The organism is Colwellia demingiae, from assembly GCF_007954275.1.
Taxonomy (GTDB): Bacteria; Pseudomonadota; Gammaproteobacteria; order Enterobacterales; family Alteromonadaceae; genus Colwellia; species Colwellia demingiae.
Map to the genome: position 1 here is coordinate 112,665 of NZ_VOLT01000013.1, position 20,468 is coordinate 133,132.

General features: G+C 38.8%; 19 protein-coding genes. 14 read left to right on the forward strand and 5 right to left on the reverse strand.

Translation table 11 applies throughout. The features are described from left to right. Positions 1–2,271: an exodeoxyribonuclease V subunit alpha gene (gene recD / locus ESZ36_RS20005; RefSeq protein ID WP_146791136.1), complete on the forward strand. Its 2,271-nt coding sequence runs from the start codon at positions 1–3 to the stop codon at positions 2,269–2,271. Between the two features lie 102 nt (positions 2,272–2,373). Further along, a complete protein-coding gene (locus ESZ36_RS20010) occupies positions 2,374–2,934 on the forward strand; it encodes a DUF3087 family protein (protein ID WP_146791137.1) in 561 nt (186 codons plus the stop codon). Between the two features lie 145 nt (positions 2,935–3,079). Here ESZ36_RS20010 and infA read toward each other — a convergent pair whose 3' ends face one another. From infA to ald, 5 genes are all read right to left on the reverse strand, one after another. Continuing rightward, positions 3,080–3,298: a translation initiation factor IF-1 gene (infA, locus tag ESZ36_RS20015; protein WP_011043571.1), complete on the reverse strand. Its 219-nt coding sequence runs from the start codon at positions 3,296–3,298 to the stop codon at positions 3,080–3,082. A 130-nt stretch (positions 3,299–3,428) separates the two neighbouring features. Further along, positions 3,429–4,190 carry an arginyltransferase gene (locus ESZ36_RS20020; protein WP_146791139.1) on the reverse strand — a complete coding sequence of 254 codons (762 nt, stop codon included), beginning with the start codon at positions 4,188–4,190 and terminating at the stop codon, positions 3,429–3,431. An 89-nt stretch (positions 4,191–4,279) separates the two neighbouring features. Next, positions 4,280–5,005: a leucyl/phenylalanyl-tRNA--protein transferase gene (gene aat, locus ESZ36_RS20025; RefSeq protein WP_146791141.1), complete on the reverse strand. Its 726-nt coding sequence runs from the start codon at positions 5,003–5,005 to the stop codon at positions 4,280–4,282. Between the two features lie 79 nt (positions 5,006–5,084). Beyond that, on the reverse strand, positions 5,085–6,032 hold the full coding sequence (gene trxB / locus ESZ36_RS20030) for a thioredoxin-disulfide reductase (RefSeq protein ID WP_146791143.1): 948 nt from the start codon (positions 6,030–6,032) through the stop codon (positions 5,085–5,087). Between the two features lie 204 nt (positions 6,033–6,236). After that, positions 6,237–7,355, reverse strand: coding sequence for an alanine dehydrogenase (gene ald / locus ESZ36_RS20035; RefSeq protein ID WP_146791145.1), 1,119 nt, complete (start codon positions 7,353–7,355; stop codon positions 6,237–6,239). Positions 7,356–7,532: 177 nt separating this feature from the next. On the opposite strand from ald, the gene lrp reads away from it, so the two are divergent. The 12 genes from lrp to ESZ36_RS20095 all read left to right on the forward strand — a co-directional run bounded on the left by lrp (position 7,533) and on the right by ESZ36_RS20095 (position 20,358). After that, positions 7,533–8,009 (forward strand): leucine-responsive transcriptional regulator Lrp, encoded by a 477-nt coding sequence (gene lrp / locus ESZ36_RS20040; protein WP_033093840.1) that lies wholly within the window; start codon positions 7,533–7,535, stop codon positions 8,007–8,009. 267 nt (positions 8,010–8,276) lie between these two features. After that, on the forward strand, positions 8,277–10,934 hold the full coding sequence (locus tag ESZ36_RS20045; protein ID WP_146791147.1) for a DNA translocase FtsK: 2,658 nt from the start codon (positions 8,277–8,279) through the stop codon (positions 10,932–10,934). Between the two features lie 136 nt (positions 10,935–11,070). Then, entirely contained in the window at positions 11,071–11,802 is a 732-nt protein-coding gene (lolA, locus tag ESZ36_RS20050; protein WP_146791149.1) for an outer membrane lipoprotein periplasmic chaperone LolA, read from the forward strand. Between the two features lie 151 nt (positions 11,803–11,953). Next, complete coding sequence (locus tag ESZ36_RS20055) at positions 11,954–13,321, forward strand: replication-associated recombination protein A (protein WP_170235900.1); 1,368 nt, start codon at positions 11,954–11,956, stop codon at positions 13,319–13,321. Then, complete coding sequence (gene crcB / locus ESZ36_RS20060) at positions 13,305–13,706, forward strand: fluoride efflux transporter CrcB (RefSeq protein ID WP_146791153.1); 402 nt, start codon at positions 13,305–13,307, stop codon at positions 13,704–13,706. Before ESZ36_RS20055 ends, crcB begins: the two co-directional genes overlap by 17 nt. Before the next feature lie 76 nt (positions 13,707–13,782). Then, a complete protein-coding gene (serS, locus tag ESZ36_RS20065) occupies positions 13,783–15,063 on the forward strand; it encodes a serine--tRNA ligase (protein ID WP_146791155.1) in 1,281 nt (426 codons plus the stop codon). A 450-nt stretch (positions 15,064–15,513) separates the two neighbouring features. Beyond that, complete coding sequence (locus ESZ36_RS20070; RefSeq protein WP_146791157.1) at positions 15,514–16,365, forward strand: tyrosine-type recombinase/integrase; 852 nt, start codon at positions 15,514–15,516, stop codon at positions 16,363–16,365. Continuing rightward, entirely contained in the window at positions 16,362–17,495 is a 1,134-nt protein-coding gene (locus ESZ36_RS20075; protein WP_146791159.1) for an IS91 family transposase, read from the forward strand. The genes ESZ36_RS20070 and ESZ36_RS20075 overlap by 4 nt, the downstream gene beginning before the upstream one ends. A gap of 723 nt (positions 17,496–18,218) precedes the next feature. Further along, a complete protein-coding gene (locus ESZ36_RS20080) occupies positions 18,219–18,557 on the forward strand; it encodes a hypothetical protein (protein ID WP_146791161.1) in 339 nt (112 codons plus the stop codon). Positions 18,558–18,666: 109 nt separating this feature from the next. Continuing rightward, positions 18,667–19,083 carry a hypothetical protein gene (locus tag ESZ36_RS20085; RefSeq protein ID WP_146791163.1) on the forward strand — a complete coding sequence of 139 codons (417 nt, stop codon included), beginning with the start codon at positions 18,667–18,669 and terminating at the stop codon, positions 19,081–19,083. Positions 19,084–19,285: 202 nt separating this feature from the next. After that, the gene (locus ESZ36_RS20090) at positions 19,286–19,699 is read left to right on the forward strand and encodes a helix-turn-helix domain-containing protein (RefSeq protein ID WP_146791165.1); all 414 of its coding nucleotides are present in this window, start codon (positions 19,286–19,288) and stop codon (positions 19,697–19,699) included. A 125-nt stretch (positions 19,700–19,824) separates the two neighbouring features. Continuing rightward, entirely contained in the window at positions 19,825–20,358 is a 534-nt protein-coding gene (locus ESZ36_RS20095; RefSeq protein ID WP_146791167.1) for a hypothetical protein, read from the forward strand. Positions 20,359–20,468 lie beyond the last annotated feature (110 nt).

The following is a 20,468-nucleotide window of genomic DNA, read 5'->3' on the forward strand; positions in this document are numbered from 1 at the left end:
ATGGTTGATAATAGTATGAACAAACCAGTGTACAGCCGTTTTAGCCAAGTAAAAGACGCTATCCAAGGTGTTGAAGCGATTGATTATTTCTTTGCTAAAGAAATGCTCAGTGCGTTAACTTCTCACACAAAGAGTCAAACACTTACAGAAGAAAAAGCGGAATCAGGATGTGATATATCGCCTGAGATAAGTCGTCAACGTAATTTATACCATTTGTTCTTAGCCTTAAGTGCTAGCTTACGTGCGGGACACAGTTGTTTGCCTTTGAGTGAAATTGCCGATCAACATTGGGGCAAAGGCTTTGTCTTATCAAATAATGTAAATCAAGCAAAGAATGATAATCAACAAGATAGTGAAGGACTCACTCAGGAACATACTCAGGAACTCAGTCACGCAGGTTTTGTTTTTGCGCCATTAACACAACTGCAAGCCATGTTAAGCGAGCTAAATATTCTAGCATCAGACCAACAATTATTGGTTCTTCAACAAGATAAGCTATATTTGCGACGTTATTTTCAATTTGAAAGTGATTTGGGCCAAGCCATTAATGTGCGGTTACTTCAAAAAAGCCAGTATGATAATGACAGCATTCGTCAGTGTATTGGGATGTTATTTCCTAATGAGTCAGCTCAGGGGGAAGCGCAAGACGCTGATTCGTTAGAAATTGATTGGCAAAAAGTTGCGGTAGCGAATGCCATTAATAAAAACTTTAGTGTTATTGCTGGCGGACCAGGTACGGGTAAAACTTATACGGTGACTAAATTATTAGCCGCGTTGGTTCTGTTAGAACAACAAAGTTTAGAACAAAAAGGCATAGAGCAGCAAAGACAGCAGGGCACACCGGTTCTTAATATTGCACTTGTTGCGCCTACGGGGAAAGCGGCACAACGTTTGTCTGAGTCTATTGTGAATGCAATCTCTGGTTTTAAAGATTTAATTGATGACAAGGTACTCGCTGAAATTCCTACGCAGGCACAAACACTTCATCGTTTATTAGGGGTGTTACCAAACTCACCAAACTTTAGACACCACGAAGATAATCGCTTGTCCTATGATATTGTCCTTATTGATGAAGTGTCTATGGTCGATTTACCGTTAATGACTCGAGTTTTCCGTGCGTTAAAAGACACGGCTAAAGTTATTTTATTAGGTGATGCGGATCAACTACCTTCAGTAGCTGCAGGTAGTGTTTTAGCTGATATAGCTCCGCGTCCACATGGTAGGTTTAGTCTTGAGAATGAAGAATATATAAATCTGGTTTGCCAACTTTCGCCAGATCAAGTTAGCGGTTATTTTTCAGCACAGAGCCAATCTATAACAAGTAACCACAACGCTCAAAGTAATAAGCAAAGCACTCAAGCCAGTTTTGATTACTTAACCTTCTTGGTTAAATCAAGACGCTTTGACGGTAAAGGCGGCATCGGTCTCATTGCAAATAGTGTTATACAAGGGGATGTTAAAAGTAGTTGGCGACTGCTTTTCGATTCTCTGCCTCAGGTCACTCAAGAAGGATACATTAAGGGAGGCTATCTTCAAGAAGGAAAAAACCAAAATCAGCAGTCGAGCCAGTTAACACTTGCCCAAGGTGATCTTTCTACTTGGCTAGCACCGCTAGTGAAGCAATATTATCAACCCATTGAGCATTGTTCTAATGTTAGTGATGCTTTTGCATTGTTATCACAATTTAGAGTGCTATGTGCTACTAGACAAGGTGATTATGGAGTTGAGCGACTTAATGAAGTGATCAAAAGCTATTTAGGAAAAAACAACGCACCTTATCAGCAAACGCTTTATCATGGTCAGCCCATTATGATTAATGAAAATGACTATCGCTTAGGTTTATACAATGGTGATATAGGTATTATTTGGCGCGTTGTCGATCAAGAGGGCAAAGTACATCTGATGGCCTGTTTTGAAGATACCTCTGTTGAAAGTAAAGTGCTTGAGAGTACAGAAACATCTCAGCAAGCAATTAGACAAATATTACCCTCTCGTTTGCCTCAATTTGAAAGTGTTTATGCCATGACCATCCATAAAACCCAAGGGAGTGAGTTCTCTCATGTTGCTATGGTTATTTCAGCAACACAATCAGAGCAGCAGAGCAATCAACAAAGCGGTAGTAAGTTATTATCTAGAGAATTACTTTATACCGGTATTACTCGAGCGAAAAAGCAGTTGACCATTGCCGCAAATCAACGGGTATGGCAACAAGGTGTTACGGGACAAGTTCAACGCCATTCTGGTTTAGATTTAGATTTTGACCAAGTCTAATATCGCACGCCTAAGTAATAAAACTGATAAGATAGTGCTTTAGCACTACTTCATTAGTTTTTTACCTTCTTTTTTAGAACAACATAGGATTTTATCCCCCCCATGCAATTGATTGATATAGATAAAGTACGTTATAGAAAACATTTAAATATTGTGATTGTAGCTTTTATTAGCTCGTTATTAGTGTTGTCACTGCTTTTTGGCACCGTACTCATTAGTTTGTTTGCTGATGTGGGCGATGTTAATGAGTTTCTACAAACGGCTAATGACGCCGTACAAGCTGAGCCCGACAGTAACTTTAGATTTAACCTAGTAGGCGTTGCTCTAGCACTATTTGCTAACGGTGCTATTTTATATAAAGTTAAACACAGCGCGTTTTTCACTGAAATTTATTATGTTTGGCAGGTAAAACAAATACAAAACTTAGTTTATCGTAAGCTTAAAAAAATCAAACTTGCAGCTAAAAACGGTGAAGAGACAGCAATGATCATCTTATCTTTTTATTATCAAAGCCAATTACAAATTTATAAGCTTGATGATAATACGATTACTTTATCGACTATTGAAAATCATCAACAGCAACTTAATGAGATCATCGCAGAAAGTGGCTTAACTATCAGTGCTGATCAGTTTGAGAAAAGCCTAATAGCTACCTATAAGTAGTTTGGGGATATAAATACCTTGTATCGAGTAGATACAAGGTTTGATTTAGCCTTCAAGGCAAAATTAAGACAATAAAAAACCAGCATTCTAAAAGAGTTGCTGGTTTTTTTAATTGGTTTGAAATAACGTAACGTTACTTACTGGCTTATCTAGCGCGGAAAATAATGCGACCTTTTGATAAGTCGTATGGCGTCAATTCAACCGTTACTTTATCGCCTGTTAAAATACGAATGTAGTTTTTACGCATTTTACCAGAAATATGTGCAGTTACGACGTGACCATTCTCAAGTTCAACTCGGAACATAGTGTTTGGTAAAGTATCTAAAACCGTACCTTGCATTTCAATATTTTCTTCTTTCGCCATGGGGCGCTAAACCTCTAATGTTGTGCAAATTAGCCGTTAAATATCTCTGTAATAGGGATATTGTTGGGCAGATAAAAAAGCTGCGCGAATGATGCCTAATTGCTTGGCTAATGTAAAGGCTTGTGGCTATTTATTTAGCAATTTTAGCTTTATTAACACTAGCTTTGGTATTTATAAGCCATTGACCGTCAATAAAGCGCTCAAAGGGGAAATATCGGTCTTTATAATTCATCTTTTGACATTCATCAATCTGATAACCAAGATACAAATAAGGTAAAGACATTTGTTGGCAGAAGCTAAGTTGGGTAAGAATTGAGAATACACCTAATCCATTCGCTTTATAGTCAGGATGATAAAAAGTATAAACGGCAGATAAACCGTTACTCAATACATCAGTTACGGCAACGCAAACGAGTTTATCTTCCTCAAGGCCATTTACTTCATTTGCGGGCGCCCAAGTCTCTATGAAGAGTTGCTGGGTTAGGTTACAGCTTAAAAAACTTTCGAACTGCTGAAAAGACGCAGGATACATACTTCCATCTTGATGTAAGGTATTAATATAGTTTTCAAACAGTGGGTAATAGCTATCTTTTAACTGTGAAGACTTTTTAATAATAAAATGACTATTACGTTTCTTAGATCTTTTTTGGCTTTTAGAGGGAATAAAGTCACTAGTCAATACACGAATGGACTGACAAGCATTGCAATTAGGGCAACTTGGTCGGTAACTTTGATCGCCACTACGACGAAAGCCTTGCGTCATTAACCAGCCATAACTTTCACTGTTATGTAACCGCTCATCAACAGCAATCAGTAATCGCTCTTGTTGATCGGGTAAATAATTACAAGGAAATATTTTGGTCATGCCTAATTTATAGGAAGTATCACTCATTGATAATTTGCCAATTGCCTATAATGCTCAACGTTAATTATAACTAAAATCATTAAACTATGCCTAAATCTAAATAAACCTAAATAAAGCTAAATAACCGTTAATGTTCGTGGTTGCCAAAAGTCATTGGGCATTCTCTTAGTTAATGCATGTTGTTGTTTGTGAATAAAAATGTCACGGCTGGTTTCTTTAGCACCCATATCTTCTAGGAAGGGGTTGAGTAATTGACAATCAATAAAGTTAATATCAACAGACTTGAGTAATTGTCCCAAGGCAATAAGAGCAAACTTTGAAGCATTACTTTGTTTATAAAACATTGACTCGCCAGAAAAGAAACCATTAATAGCAACCCCATATAAACCGCCAACTAATGCTTTGTTATCATGCTCATCGGTATACCATACTTCAATAGAATGAGCATACCCTTGCTGATGTAATGTCAGGTAAGCGGCTTCCATTTCAGGTAAAATCCAAGTGCCATCTGTTCGAAACGGCGCATTGGCGCATAATTGAGTTACTTGACTAAAATCTTGATTCAACGTGATTTGATAAGGTGATTTGTTGATGGCTTTACGTAAAGTACGATTTATACGTAGTTGATCAATGTCTATGATGGCTCTGGGGTTGGGTGACCACCACATTAAGGGGTCGTTATCGCTGTACCATGGAAAAATGCCCTGACTGTACGCCGCTATTAATCGCTGTGGAGATAAATCACCACCAAGCGCTAATAAGCCGTTGGGTTCAGTTAGGGCGCATTCTATCAAGGGAAAGGCCAAACTATTATCATCAAGTTGATATAAAATTTGACCCATTAAAATTCCTATCGATAGTATTTACACTCAAGCTAATCGCAGTGAAACTAATATTCACTGCACGCTTTACTGCAATAAATTATTGAGCGTCTAAGTAACGCTCAGAATCTAATGCAGCCATACAACCAGCACCAGCAGAAGTAATTGCTTGACGATAAATATGGTCAGCAACATCACCCGCTGCAAAAATACCTTCAACACTCGTTTGTGTTGCGTTACCTTGCGTGCCACTTTGAATGGTTAAGTAACCGTCTTTCATATCAAGTTGGTCTTTGAATATATCAGTATTTGGTTTATGACCAATGGCAATAAATACACCTGATACTTCTAGCTCTTCAGTAGCATCTGAAGCCATTTCTTTTAAGCGTAGGCCAGTAACCCCCATGTTATCACCCAAAACTTCGTCTAACGTACGGTCAGTGTGTAAAACGATATTACCGTTAGCAACTTTCTCATATAGGCGATCAGTTAAAATCTTTTCACTACGGAAAGTATCACGACGGTGAATTAAATGAACTTCACTGGCAATGTTTGATAAATAGAGAGCTTCTTCAACAGCAGTATTACCACCACCAACAACAGCAACTTTTTGGTTTTTGTAAAAGAAACCATCACAAGTAGCACAAGCTGAAACACCACGTCCCATAAACGCTTCTTCTGAAGGTAAACCAAGGTATTGCGCTGAAGCACCGGTACAAATAATTAACGCGTCACACGTGTATTCACTGCTGCCTGTTAATTTATAAGGCTTAGAAGAAAAATCTACTGATTCGATATGATCGAAAATAATTTCAGTATCAAATTTTTCAGCGTGTTTCTGCATACGTTCCATTAAAGCTGGACCTGTAAGGTCATCAGCATCGCCTGGCCAGTTTTCTACATCAGTTGTCGTGGTTAATTGACCACCTTGTTGCATACCGGTGATCATTACTGGTTTTAAGTTTGCGCGGGCAGCATAAACTGCAGCAGTATAACCAGCAGGGCCTGAGCCTAAAATTAGTAGGGGACAGTGTCTTACGTCGCTCATGATTTCTCCAAGAAAATAGATTACTTTGAAATTAAAATTGTTACTTATCGTTATTAATTGGGATGATAAGGAAATAAAGCAAGGGGGTAAATAATTACTTCGTTATAAGATACATAAAAAAAAACGCACTTTTGCTAAAGTGTAAGCAAAAGTGCGCTATTTACTGTAAAAAATTAATTTACAGTACTCAATATTTATTAAACCTTAAGCGTTTAAAGCAACACTTGGCTCTACATATTCATAACCTAGAACATCAGCAACTGGCTTGTAAGTGATTTTACCAGCAGCGACGTTTAAACCAGCCATTAAATGTTCATCATCAAGTAATGCTTGCTTAGCACCTTTGTTTGCGATGGTAACAGCAAATGGCATTGTTGCATTTGTTAACGCCATTGTTGAAGTACGTGCTACGCCACCAGGCATGTTAGCAACACAGTAATGTACAACGCCGTCAACAACATAAGTTGGTTCTTGATGAGTTGTTGCTTTTGAAGTTTCAAAACAACCACCTTGGTCGATAGCAACATCAACAACAACAGCGCCTTGCTTCATCATTTTGATGTGAGCTCTTGTTACCAATTTAGGAGCAGCAGCACCAGGAATTAATACAGCACCGATAACTAAATCAGCTTCAACAATTAACTGGTCCATTGCATCAGCAGTAGAGTAAACAGTTTTTAAACGGCCATCGAATTCAGTATCTAATTGACGTAAACGCGGTAAAGAACGGTCTAAAATAGTAACGTCTGCGCCCATACCTACTGCCATACGTGCAGCTTGAGTACCAACAACACCACCACCAATAACTAATACTTTAGCTGGAGCAACACCAGGAACGCCACCTAATAAAGCACCTAAACCGCCTTGTGCTTTTTCTAGAGCATGAGCACCGGCTTGAATAGACATACGACCTGCAACTTCAGACATAGGTGCTAATAAAGGTAAACCACCAGAAGCAGCTGTAACAGTTTCATAAGCAATACAAGTTGCGCCTGAAGCAACTAATAATTCAGTTTGCTTAGGATCTGGTGCTAAATGTAAGTAAGTAAATAAAATTTGACCAGGACGAAGCATGTTACATTCAACAGTCTGTGGCTCTTTTACTTTAATGATCATATCTGCTGTTGCGAATATTTCCGCAGCGCTATCAATTATTTTTGCACCAGCAGCGATATATTGTTCATTATCAAAGCCAATAGATGCACCACCATTATGTTCAACAATCACTTCGTGACCATTTACTGACAATTCTTTAACACCTGCAGGTGTAAGGCCGATACGGTACTCGTGGTTTTTAATTTCTTTAGGTACGCCGATAATCATAATTTTCTCTCTTATATTTAACTTATTGTAATTAGTGCAACTTCATATTGGAACTATTTGAAGTGCTTTTGTTTTAGATACGACTAGTATATGAGTAAACTAATAGAATAACCTGTCGTTATTCTACGGAAAGCGATATATAATGCTAAGAAATAGACAATAGTCAGAGTTATATATATGAGCCTTAATAAAACCATTGATCGCATTGATAAAAACATTCTTGTTGAACTACAAAAAAATGGTCGTTTATCTAATGTTGAGTTATCTAAGCGGGTAGGTTTAAGTCCAACCCCTTGTTTAGAAAGAGTTAAACGTTTAGAGAAAGAGAAGTACATCAGTGGTTATAAAGCTATTTTGAACCCACATAAACTTGATGCTGCTTTATTAGTGTTTGTTGAAATAACCCTAACGAAAACGAGTCCAGACGTTTTTAACGACTTCGCTGCAGCGGTTGATGAGCTTGATGTCATTCAAGAATGTCATTTGGTTTCGGGTGATTTTGACTTCTTACTTAAAACCCGAGTTAAAGACATGCTTGCCTATCGGGAACTACTCGGTGATACCTTATTAAGGTTACCAGCGGTAAGTGAAAGTAGAACGTATGTGGTGATGGATGAAATAAAATCGACCAACTTATTAGCGATCAAACGTTAATATAAATACTCAAACAGTTTTAGCCAATAATATTGAGCCATTATTAATATCCTTGAGACTATGAAAGCAGGGTTCTTTAATACCAAGGTCACAAAGCGGTTTTTATAGCTATTTTTCTTTTATAACCGTCTTCTCAGAGCAAATTTACATAGCTGTATAAAAAAACATGCACTTATGGCAATTTGTTGCTGCCAACTAAGCGCTAATTTGATACTTTAGCTCTGCTATACGTAATTTTTACGTATTAATTTCCAATGGTACTTATAATTGTCTTCAGATCTTATAAAAAATACCGATGTTTCGCTTGAAACATTGACCAATAAACAGCTCACTGGCGTGCAACGTCTACTGGAAGCTGGGTTATTGTTTTTCACCGTTTTTGCCATGTTCATGATGTTGGCGTTATTTAGTTTTGATCCCGCTGATCCAGGTTGGGCGCAAACAGGTTATCAAACACAAGTACGTAACTTAGGTGGTGCGGTTGGTGCTTACCTTTCTGATTTATTGTTAAACCTTTTCGGTCTTATTGCTTATAGCCTACCTTTTGTTATTGCCATTGTAGGTTGGTTGTTGTTTCAACGTTTTCATGAATTGATGAAACTCGATTATTTGACCTTAGGGCTAAAACTCATTGGTTTTTTCATGTTTTATCTTGGCATAACCTCTTTAGCAAGCATGAATTTTGATGACATTTTTTACTTCTCTGCGGGTGGTATTTTAGGGGATGTACTTAGTAAAACCTTATTGCCATACTTTTCATTTGTTGGTTCTACTTTATTATTCTTACTTTTTACTTGTGCGGGTTTTGTACTATTAACCGGATTTTCATGGCTTAAATTCATAGATAGTGTCGGACGATACGCCATTGAGAGTGCACTTTGGCTAGTAAATTCACCTAAATTAATTAAAATGCACTTTGGTACTAGTGACCATAGCGACGATGACGAAGAACTTGGAAATATTAAAAGCCGCTTAAGTAAAAGTCGTTCTGGCAAAAACAAAGCTAATGTTAAAGATGAACCGTTCGCATCAGAACATTTGTCTTCAGATGAATCACATTCTAATAAATCACCAACGGACCAAAAAGCGTCCGAGTCTTTACCTACAGGAATGCATGCCCAAACAGAGATAATTGAATTACCTGAACCTTTCAATGCTGAAAACGAGCAGATAGCGCCGCGTAATATGACTGAAAAAAGCGAACCTTTTATTGATATTGCCGAGTTGATGACTGAACTGTCTGCTGGCAATGTTCAACAGCATGTTAGCGAAAAAGAAATTACTGCCGCTTTTGCTGAGGTTGAAAAACCGAATGTTGCTGATGATTACCAATTTCCAGCGGTTACACCGTTAGCGGTGGTGGAACAACACATAACCGATGACAATGGCCAAGTTAACCTCGTGCCTCTTGAAGAAAAGCCTTCTCAAGGAATGCCGTCTATCGATTTACTCGATCGCCCTGATAAAGCAAAAAACCCGATTAACCAAGATGAATTAGACGTGGTTAGCCGTTTAGTTGAGTCGAAATTACTCGATTTTGGTGTACAAGCACAAGTAGTTGCTGTTTACCCAGGGCCTGTCATTACACGCTTTGAATTAGATTTAGCTCCGGGTATTAAGGTAAATAAAATAACCAGTTTGTCGAAAGATTTAGCCCGTGCTTTATCGGCTATCAGTGTGCGCGTAGTTGAAGTTATTCCGGGAAAATCAGTGATTGGTTTAGAACTACCCAATAAACACCGTGAAATTGTTTATTTAAGTGAAGTTATTGGCTGTGCGGCTTTTGAAGAGTCACCATCACCACTTGCTATGGTTCTAGGTACAGATATTGCCGGTGACCCAGTAGTGGTCGATTTAGGTAAAATGCCACATTTACTGGTTGCTGGTACTACTGGCTCAGGTAAATCTGTTGGTGTAAACACCATGATTGTCAGTTTGTTATATAAATCAACGCCTGAAGATGTGCGTATGATCATGATTGACCCTAAAATGCTTGAACTTTCAGTTTATGAAGGTATTCCGCATTTACTGGCTGAAGTAGTTACAGATATGAAAGACGCCGCTAATGCACTGCGTTGGTGTGTTGGTGAAATGGAACGTCGCTATAAAGTAATGTCTGCGGTAGGTGTACGTAACTTAAAAGGTTACAACAAGAAAGTACTTGAAGCGATTGCTGCGGGTGAGCCGTTAATTGACCCAACATGGCAACCTAATGATGGTATGGATCAAACTCCACCGATGTTAGAAAAATTACCAAGCATTGTTGTTATCGTTGATGAATTCGCCGATATGATGATGATTGTAGGTAAAAAAGTAGAAGAACTTATTGCTCGTATAGCGCAAAAGGCGCGTGCTGCCGGTATTCACCTAATACTTGCCACTCAGCGTCCTTCAGTAGATGTTATTACTGGTTTGATTAAAGCAAACATTCCAACGCGTATGGCGTTTCAGGTATCGTCAGGCTTAAACTCTCGTACGATTTTAGATCAACAAGGGGCAGAGCAGTTACTTGGTATGGGTGATATGCTTTATTTACCTCCGGGTACCGGTGTTCCAACACGTGTCCATGGTGCGTTTGTTGATGATCATGAAGTACATGCAGTTGTTAAAGATTGGAAATCTCGTGGTGAGCCTAACTATGTTGAAGAAATTTTATCAGGCGAGCACGAACAAGATATTTTATTACCGGGCGAACAAGCCGAAGGTAGCGAGGCTGAAGACGTTGACGCGCTTTACGATGAAGCAGTTAATTTCGTTACTGAAAAACGCCGCGTTTCAATTTCGAGTGTACAAAGACAATTTAGAATAGGCTACAACCGCTCAGCACGAATAGTTGAACAAATGGAATTACAAGGTGTCGTATCAACACCAGGTAATAACGGCGCACGTGAAGTATTAGCGCCGCCACCTGTGCGAGAATATTAAGATAGACTCTTAACCTATCTTTAATAAGTTATACCTAGATTTATTTCAAGGTAACGTTATCGCTTATTATTTTCCTTGTGTCAGCTAAATGCTGACACAATTCATTTTATTAAAAGTAAATAGTAGAAGTAAAACTATGCAAATCAATTTTAGAAACCAGTCATTTTTTCGTAAACTCGCGTTGACCAGTATATTACTGCCGGTACTGAGTCTTTCCCACTCAATGGCCTATGCAGCCCAAACACTAGCTGACACTAATAATGCGACAACAGCTTTGTCACCATCAAACGAAGCGAAAGAACACTTAATGACTAAGTTAGGTAAATTAGCTTTTTTTAGTGCAGATTTCAGCCAAAACATTCTTGATGGACAAGGTGAAATATTACAACAAGGTTCAGGAACGCTTGCGATTAACAAGCCCAATCTAGTCAATTGGAAAACCATAACCCCTGATGAAACCTTAATTATTAGCGATGGTAATACCTTGTGGTTTTATGACCCATTTATTGAACAAGCCAGCGCTTATAGCTTAGCTAAATCAATTCATAACACCCCTATTTTATTGCTTACCAGTGATGAACCTCAACTTTGGCAGCAGTACAATGTTGTCGAACAGCAGAACGTTGCTCAAAGTGGTTTACGTTTTGTGGTCATGCCAAAAGATGAAAGCAGTCAGATTAAAAAACTTACGCTTACTTTTAGTGAAACTGATAACAATGATGTGCAGTTAAGTGAGTTTTCTTTTCAAGATGCCACTGGGCAAATCAGTCAAATTAGTTTAAGTAAATTTAACAGTAAGACTGAGCCTGCTGCCACGTTATTTAGCTTTAGCTTGCCTGAAGGTGTAAGACTTGAAGACAAACGATAATCCAGACGGTAAGTCATCTTCGGGGTTAGGTGTTAATCAAGGTACTAGTGAAGGGCAACAAGACTCACTGTTTGACCTTACGCCTGACAATGACGATTTATCATCTACCGATAATACTTCAACGGAAGGTAACGCTGCTGCAAGTAGCTTTATGCCGCTTGCTGCGAAAATGCGCCCAAAAACCTTAGCTGATTATGTAGGGCAACAGCATATTTTGGGTGGAAACTCTCCCTTAGCTCAATCTATTGAACAAGGTCATTGTCATTCACTTATATTCTGGGGACCGCCAGGTAGTGGTAAAACAACACTGGCTGAAATTATTGCCCAACATGCTAATGCCGAAATAGAGCGTGTATCTGCTGTTACGTCAGGTATTAAAGAAATTCGTAGTGCTATTGAAAAAGCAAAATTGCGTGCACAAGGCGAGGGTGCTAATAAACGAAGAACCGTGCTGTTTGTTGATGAAGTTCATCGCTTTAATAAATCACAGCAAGATGCGTTTTTACCGCACATTGAAGATGGCACCATTATTTTTATTGGTGCGACCACCGAAAATCCTGCATTTGAATTAAACCAAGCGTTATTATCACGCGCACGTTTATATACTTTGAAAAAATTAACCCGTGATGATTTAGCACAAGTATTACAACGCGCAATCTCATTATGTGAAGCTGAACAACAGCTGAGTATCAAGTTAAGTGTTGATGCCAAACAAAGTTTACTTAATCGCAGTGATGGCGACGCCAGACGGTTACTTAATTTATTAGAAAATTGTCTCGATAGTACCGTTACAACGCAAGATAAAAAGCAAGAGAATAAGCTTGGCGAACAGGGTGTAAGCGGTGATATTAAAACGATCACGGTTGAACTCATTGCACAAGTTGCCGGTAGCAAAATTGCCCTATACGATAAAGGCGGCGATGCCTTTTATGACTTAATCAGTGCTTTTCATAAATCAGTACGTGGCTCTAGCCCTGATGCAGCGCTTTATTGGTATGCAAGAATTCTTACCGCGGGTGGCGATGCACTTTATGTCGCCAGACGTTTACTCGCTATTGCCAGTGAAGATATTGGTAATGCAGACCCCCGTGCTATGCAACTTGCCATTAACGCTTGGGACACCTTTCATCGTGTTGGCCCAAGTGAAGGCGAACGCGCTATTGCGCAAGCGACGGTATACATGGCACTAGCACCTAAAAGCAATGCGGTTTACCAAGCGTTTAATAAAGCAAAGATATTAGCGCAACAAACGTGTGATTTAGATGTTCCACTGCATTTGAAAAATGCCACCAGTAGTATCACCAAAGAACTCGGTCACGGCAGCGAATATCGATACGCCCATGATGAAGTAAACGCCTTTGCCGCAGGCGAGAACTATTTTCCAGAAGCCTTAGCTAAAGCTGATAGCTCGCATACTCGTTTGTATCAGCCAACGGAACGTGGACTAGAGAAAAAATTAAAAGAAAAGCTCGATTACTTAAACCAGCTTGATAGGAATAGCCATGACCAACGCTATTAGTAACTTTACTTTATACGCATTTGTAGCCCTTGGTGGCGCCTGTGGGGCAAGTTTACGCTTCTATATTTCGCAATTAGTGCTAAATTGGCTCGGAAAAGGTTTCCCTTTTGCCACATTGATGGTTAATATCATCGGCTCATTTACTATGGGTTTGTTATATCAACTAATAGAGCATGAAATCCTCACTGTTAGTGTACATAGAACCTTAATAGGAATAGGATTTTTAGGTGCATTTACCACCTTTTCTACATTTTCATTAGACTCCTTGTTACTATTACAACAAGGCGACGTGTTAAAGGCGGCGATAAATATTTTACTGAATGTTTCACTGTGCATTGCTGCAGCAGCATTGGGAATGTTTATGGTAAGCGCTTTAACAAAATAACCGCTGATTATTTAATCGCGGCGTAGAATATACGTAACAAATTTTAATAACTTCATTAACAAGAATGTGAATAATTATGCTTGATGCAAAACTACTTAGAACTGATTTAGATAATATCGCTCAACAACTTACTAAACGTAACTTTGTATTAGATACAGATACGTTAAGTGAATTAGAAGAGCAACGTAAAGCTATCCAAGTGAAAACTCAAGAGCTGCAAAATGAACGTAATACTCGTTCAAAGTCTATTGGCCAAGCGAAAGCACGTGGCGAAGACATTGCACCATTACTTGCTCATGTAAGTCAGCTAGGTAATGACCTTGATGCCGCTAAAACAGAGCAAGACGAAGTTTTAGCTAAAATTGATGCGATTGCGAGTGCTATCCCTAATCTTCTTGATGACTCTGTTCCAGAAGGTAAAGATGAAGATGACAACGTTGAAATAAAACGTTGGGGCACGCCACGTGAATTCGATTTTGAAGTAAAAGATCACGTAGACTTAGGTTTTTCTGTAGATAAAGGCCTAGATTTTGAAAGCGGCGCTAAGCTAGCTGGTACTCGTTTTGTAGTAATGCGTGGCAAAATAGCCCGATTACACCGTGCTATTGCTCAGTTCATGCTTGATACCCACACAGAAGAACATGGTTATCAAGAAATGTACGTACCGTACCTAGTTAATGCGGCGTCATTATACGGAACAGGACAATTACCAAAGTTTGGTGAAGACTTATTTCACACGGACTTATCAAATAAAAAATTCTCATTGATCCCAACATCAGAAGTACCGTTAACTAACTTAGTACGCGATGAAATTGTAGATGAAGATGACTTACCAATTAAAATGACAGCGCACACTCCGTGTTTCAGAAGTGAAGCAGGCTCTGGTGGTCGTGATATTCGTGGACTTATTCGCCAACATCAATTTGATAAAGTTGAAATGGTACAAATTGTTAAGCCTGAAAACTCAATGACAGCGCTTGATGAATTAACGCGTCATGCTGAAATTATTCTTGAAAAACTTGAGCTACCATACCGTACAGTGCAATTATGTAGTGGTGATGTTGGTTTTAGCGCAGCCAAAACTTTTGATTTAGAAGTATGGTTACCTGCACAAGATACTTACCGTGAAATTTCGTCGTGTTCAAATATGGGGGCTTTTCAGGCTCGCCGTATGCAAGCACGCTTTAGAAATAATGAAACTAACAAGCCAGAATTGTTGCATACACTGAATGGCTCTGGTTTAGCGGTAGGGCGTACCTTAGTTGCTATTTTAGAAAACTACCAGCAAGAAGATGGAAGCATTAATGTTCCAACGGTATTGCAACCTTACATGGGTGGTTTAACTAACATAGGTTAATCAACTTTTAGTTAAGACATCGTCAGTATTTTGATTAAACGCGACTTAGGCAACTAAGGCGCGTTTTTTGATCTAGATATACGAAGTGTTTTATTCGTGCTAATAAAACCTTTTTAATAGCAAAATAATCTTAATCTTAATCTTAGGTGCTGTTTTTATATACAGTTCACTCTAATTCCTTCTTTCTACAAGAAAGCGTGCAAATTGCCTCCTTTCACACATCAACCACTTGCACCCTTATTTTTAACTCGTTGATCTATCTATAACAATAAAGTAATCTCTTCCTATTATAAATTATGGACGATTTATCCCATCTGTAGAAAGAAGGAACTTTGCCTCATAATAAAACTGTTGAACTAAACCGCTTCGCGGGGAATAGCAGCTCCCTGAATTTTCTCTGCATTCCAGCCAAACTTAACTTGCTACATCAATCCTTTTTGGAGGCAAGTTATGACACCACTCAGACAACAGTTACTTGACTGTATGCAAGTACGACACTTTTCAATGAGAACACAGCAAGCCTATGTTCGTTGGGTTTACGACTTAGCGAAATACACCCATCGATCCCCTGATACGTTACAAGACAGTGAGTTAAAAGAGTACCTTTGGTCGTTAACCCTAGATCGCCATTTATCGTCAAGCACATGTGCACAGGCTTTTCATGCGCTGAACTTTTTTTATGGTCAGGTGCTAGGTCGAACATTTAACGAACAGTTGTTACCACCGATGAAGCGACAGCAGAAGATACCAGAGCTGTTAAGTCTATCTGAAGTAAAGCGGATCATTGATGTCTGCCGCAACCCGAAATATCGCATGATGATCATGTTGTGTTATGGCTGTGGTTTACGCCTGAGTGAAGTTTGTTTGCTCAAAGTGAAAAATATAGCGGGTGAACAAAGGGTTATACATCTTCAACAAGCCAAAGGCGCTAAGGATAGGTGTATCCCCGTATCCGATTCTTTGTTGCACGAGTTACGACTGTATTGGCAACGTTTTCATCCCATCGTTTACCTATTTTTTAAGCCGATAGAAGATCAACCTTTACACCAATCCTCATTGCAAAAAGCCTATTACAAAGCAAAAAAAGATGCAGGTATATTAAAGCAAGGCGGCATACACGCCTTACGCCATGCTTTTGCTACCCATCAATTAATGGCAGGTATGCCGTTACCTGAGTTGCAGCATATTTTAGGACACAAAGATATTCGTACCACCGTGCGGTATACCCATTGGTTGCCTCACTATCAAGCAGTGCAAGGAGCACAGTTTGATTTACTCAAACAATTGGAGCAGCAATTATGAACGGCTCACTGTTCCAACAAATAATCAATGAGGGATTACCAGAGCTTGAGGCAAAAACCATCACACCAAGACAATGGCAAGTATTACATCATCTTCAAGATTGTCGAACCCAAGCAATGGGCAGTTATCAATGGCACTGCAATCACTGTGAGCAAGATACGCAGTGGTATTGCTCTTGTCGTGACCGACATTGTCCGGTGTGCCAAGGTAAAGCACGAGAGCAGTGGTTACTTAAACGCCAAGCCGATGTATTGCCTGTGGCTTATCATCATGTGGTGTTTACCTTGCCGCATCAGTTTAATGGCTGGGCAACTTTGCACCCTAAGGTATTGTATAAAAGCTTATTTAAGGCTGTCTGGCAAACCTTAAGTGAATTTGCAAACGCGAGGCATCACATGGAGGGTCAATTGGGTATGTTGGCTGTGTTACACACTTGGGGTCAAACCTTGTGTCGGCATATTCATTTACACTGCCTGATCCCAAGTGGTGTGTTAACCCAAGACAAGCAATGGTGTAGTAGTCGAAAAGCGCACTATTTATTTCCTGTTAGAGCTTTGTCAGTGAAGTTCAGAGGAAAGATGCTTAATGGTTTGGCTCAACAAGCAGACGCTGGAGCGCTTCATCGACTAGCGCCAGAAATCATTACACAGGGTTTGAATGAAGCAGCTCGGTTGAAGTGGAATGTTTATAGCAAACCAACCATTGGTCATACCGATGCAGTTGTTAACTATTTGGCACGCTATTGCAATCGCGTAGGTATTAGCGAAAGTCGTTTATCTTTAAAGAGCGGAAATAACGTATTAATGCGCTACAAGGACTATCGTAGCAATGAGACAACACATATGGATTTGTCTGCGAGCGAGTTGATAAGGCGGTTTTTACTACATGTTCTCCCCAAAGGTTTTATGAGGCTGCGTTATTACGGATTCATGGCTAATTCAATAAGACGTAAATCGTTAACCCTCATTAGAAAAAGCTTAGATAAAGACGTTGAGCGGCTTGAAGAAGTTATCACACCCAAGGTAAATGATGAAATAGGGCCTGAATGTCCCAGTTGCCATCATGTAGGGATGGTCTTGATGGGAATTGTATTGCCCAACAAACAGTTAGTACCGTTTCGAACGATATAGTTTAGCGGTATAAACTGTTAGTTATGCGTTGAAAAAAGCGATAGTGGAGGTTTCGTTTGTCTTGAATAAAGCGCCGGATTAGGTAAACTGGATTGATAACGTTGAGCAAAATAGAGTAAGGATGCTATTGAAAATTCAATTTATGGTTAATCACCATCCTACTACTGAAATGACTCAATAAACAAAAACCATATGGACTGTGCCTAGCGGCTCAGTCCAACAGGACATTTATCTCTCATGCTTCGACAAGAGATAAATGCTTAATAGTTATTGGGTACCGCTAATTAGAGTAAATATTTTATTGTAAGGGCGGTATTTATAAAATGGGTTTGGTAGGTGTTTCAGGTGGGTTTTCACCATTAGCTTTTAGGTGAAAGTCAGCGAAACAGACCTCATTTCTCAATTTAAAGTTTGGCGAGTTCGCTTCAATACGTTAAGTTGAGTGGCTCAAAGTTCAACCTTTTGTGTGTAGCGGTACTGGGAGTTTTTTACTTCTACGGTCGGGCTGCCACAAACAGAAGAGTATTTGGTGACAGTGGCACTTTGCCGCAAGCATCAAATAACAAGGGCATTCAAGACGGACATAAAACAGTTGGCTATGTTCGTTCCTCACAATTTTAGCCAACTATTTTATGCCGCTTAATAGCAGCGTTATGTGCTATTGCAACTTGATAGTTAATAATCATCCGGAGTGATTCAAATATGGTAATCGATGGTTCATGGATGTCTGATGACGATTTAAAAAATATTCCCGCCGATGTTATTTCACTGTCATTGGATAGTGAAAAAATTACAGATAAGGGAATATCCAATTTACCTTTTTTGTATTGCATTAAGAGTCTTAATTTAGAATCTACACAGATAACAAATGAGTCTATCAAAGTCATCTGTAAATTTACCACATTAGAGAAACTGTGGTTAAATCACGCTAGCAAAAAGGGAGAATATGAATTTAATGATTTAACTGATTTAACTGATTTAAATTTTGTATCATTAGCTGGGACAGGTGAGTCAATTGAAATAGATCATTTAAGTGGTAATCTAGGTTCTATACGCACATAACAAGGCGTTCAAACGGACAAAAAACAGTTGGCTGTTTCACTCCGTTCACAATTTTAGCCAACAATTTTTTGCCGCTTAACGTGGCGTTATATTTTAAGGAGGTCCCATAATGAATAAAGTCGAATTAAGCCTTATAGCAACTCTATCGTTGGCAATATTAAGTGGAGTTTACATTATAGGGCAAATGGACGGTAGACTAGCTGCCATAGAGAAGGATAAGGATTATCAATCCTTTAAATTAGAAAAAGAGAATGCACTAAGCGAACTAAAAAATCAGCGTATATCGTCAGTACAGCAAATCCAAGCAGAAACAGAATTAGCGCATAATACGATTAAAAGCGAAAAATCAGAAGCTATCGAGAAACTGTCTAAGCTCAAAAAACTCAACCAAAACCAATGTCACACAGTTGATTCGAGCGTTAACGGTGGTAAATTGATGTGTAAGGTAGGTGAATATGTTGCAGGGGCACAGAATTTGCGAGGCCGAAATAATACGCTTGATTTTATCATTTGCTGCAGTGCATAAAATATAACAAGGGTTTTCAAGTCGGACAAATTACAGTTGGCTTTTTGTTCGTGCCTCACTTATTTTAGCCAACTGCAATTTGCCGCTTAAAACGGCGTTATGTAGCTAAATCAGGTCGTGTCGTGCCACTGTCAGGTTGATTTCGTAACCGCCAACGATGTTTTCGAGTTAGATTTTCCTCACAGATGGACGAGGGTATTTTATGATAGTTAAAAAATTAAGAGAGAAACGGAATTGGTCTCAAGAGCAACTTGCAATAATGGCTGGATTAAGTACAAGGACAATCCAACGAATTGAAAGTGGCAATAAAGCTAGTATTGAATCTCTTAAATCACTCGCCTCTGTTTTTGAAATAGATATTTCTAAACTTAAAGAGGAGATTATTGTGATAGATAAAAGTTCGGAATCTTGGAAATCAGAACCTTTATTAGTTAAATTCTTTTTCTGGGGTGTTAAAGCCAGAAAGCAAATTTTAACTATGGAGTTTTTTTGTTTGGCTTTAGGCTTTATAACTTGGGTTATAAAGCCCGACATATTTGCTACACCTGGCTTCTTTCTTTTAGCTTATGTATTTGCAACAATGAAGTATTATATTGACCGTAAAAAACATTGGTAAATTAGCTACATAACAAGCAAATAAACTAGGACACGCAACAGTTGGCCGCGCTTCGTTCCTCGCACATTTTAGCCAACCATTTTTAGCCTCTTATTGGGGCGTTATGTGCATCATGGAGGTTACAATTGAAAAAGGATGATTTATATATAGCGATTCTTCATTTTGGAAAAGCAAATCTTGGAAAACCTATTAAGTTCATTGATCTAAGGGAACACTTAACTAGCGAAGGTTACGAGTTTGATGAATTTTCTGTATCACAATTTTTTTCTGCTCTTTTTGTTGATAGTACTTCCCCTAGAGGCAATACGCCTGGAAAGCTAAATAAAGAAGGGCGATATTTTTTAGAGCATGAAGGCTATTTTAACCTCCTTGAACACGAAGAACTTGTATCAGCGAGAACATCCTCATTTTGGGCAACTATTTTCGCTAGTATCGCGATCGTTATTTCTATTATTTCGGCTGTGTGTTCTGTTTATTATTCACAGTTACAAATAAAAACACCAGTAACGTTAAATCAATTGCAGCTTGATAAAATGAATAACGTAAATATTGAAAATAGTATTAACACTTTAATCGATATATCTAAACAAAACGTTACATCTATCAATGCTTTGAAGGAAGAGCTTGAGGCTATAAAAGCACATAACAACACGCCCTGAGGTGGACAACAAGTTTAAATTAGCTATTTACCGCAAATTTTAACAGTGGCGAGCCTCTTCGTTTTAATGCCTTTAAATATTTTGATTCGTCGTAGGGTGTATTGGTTTTC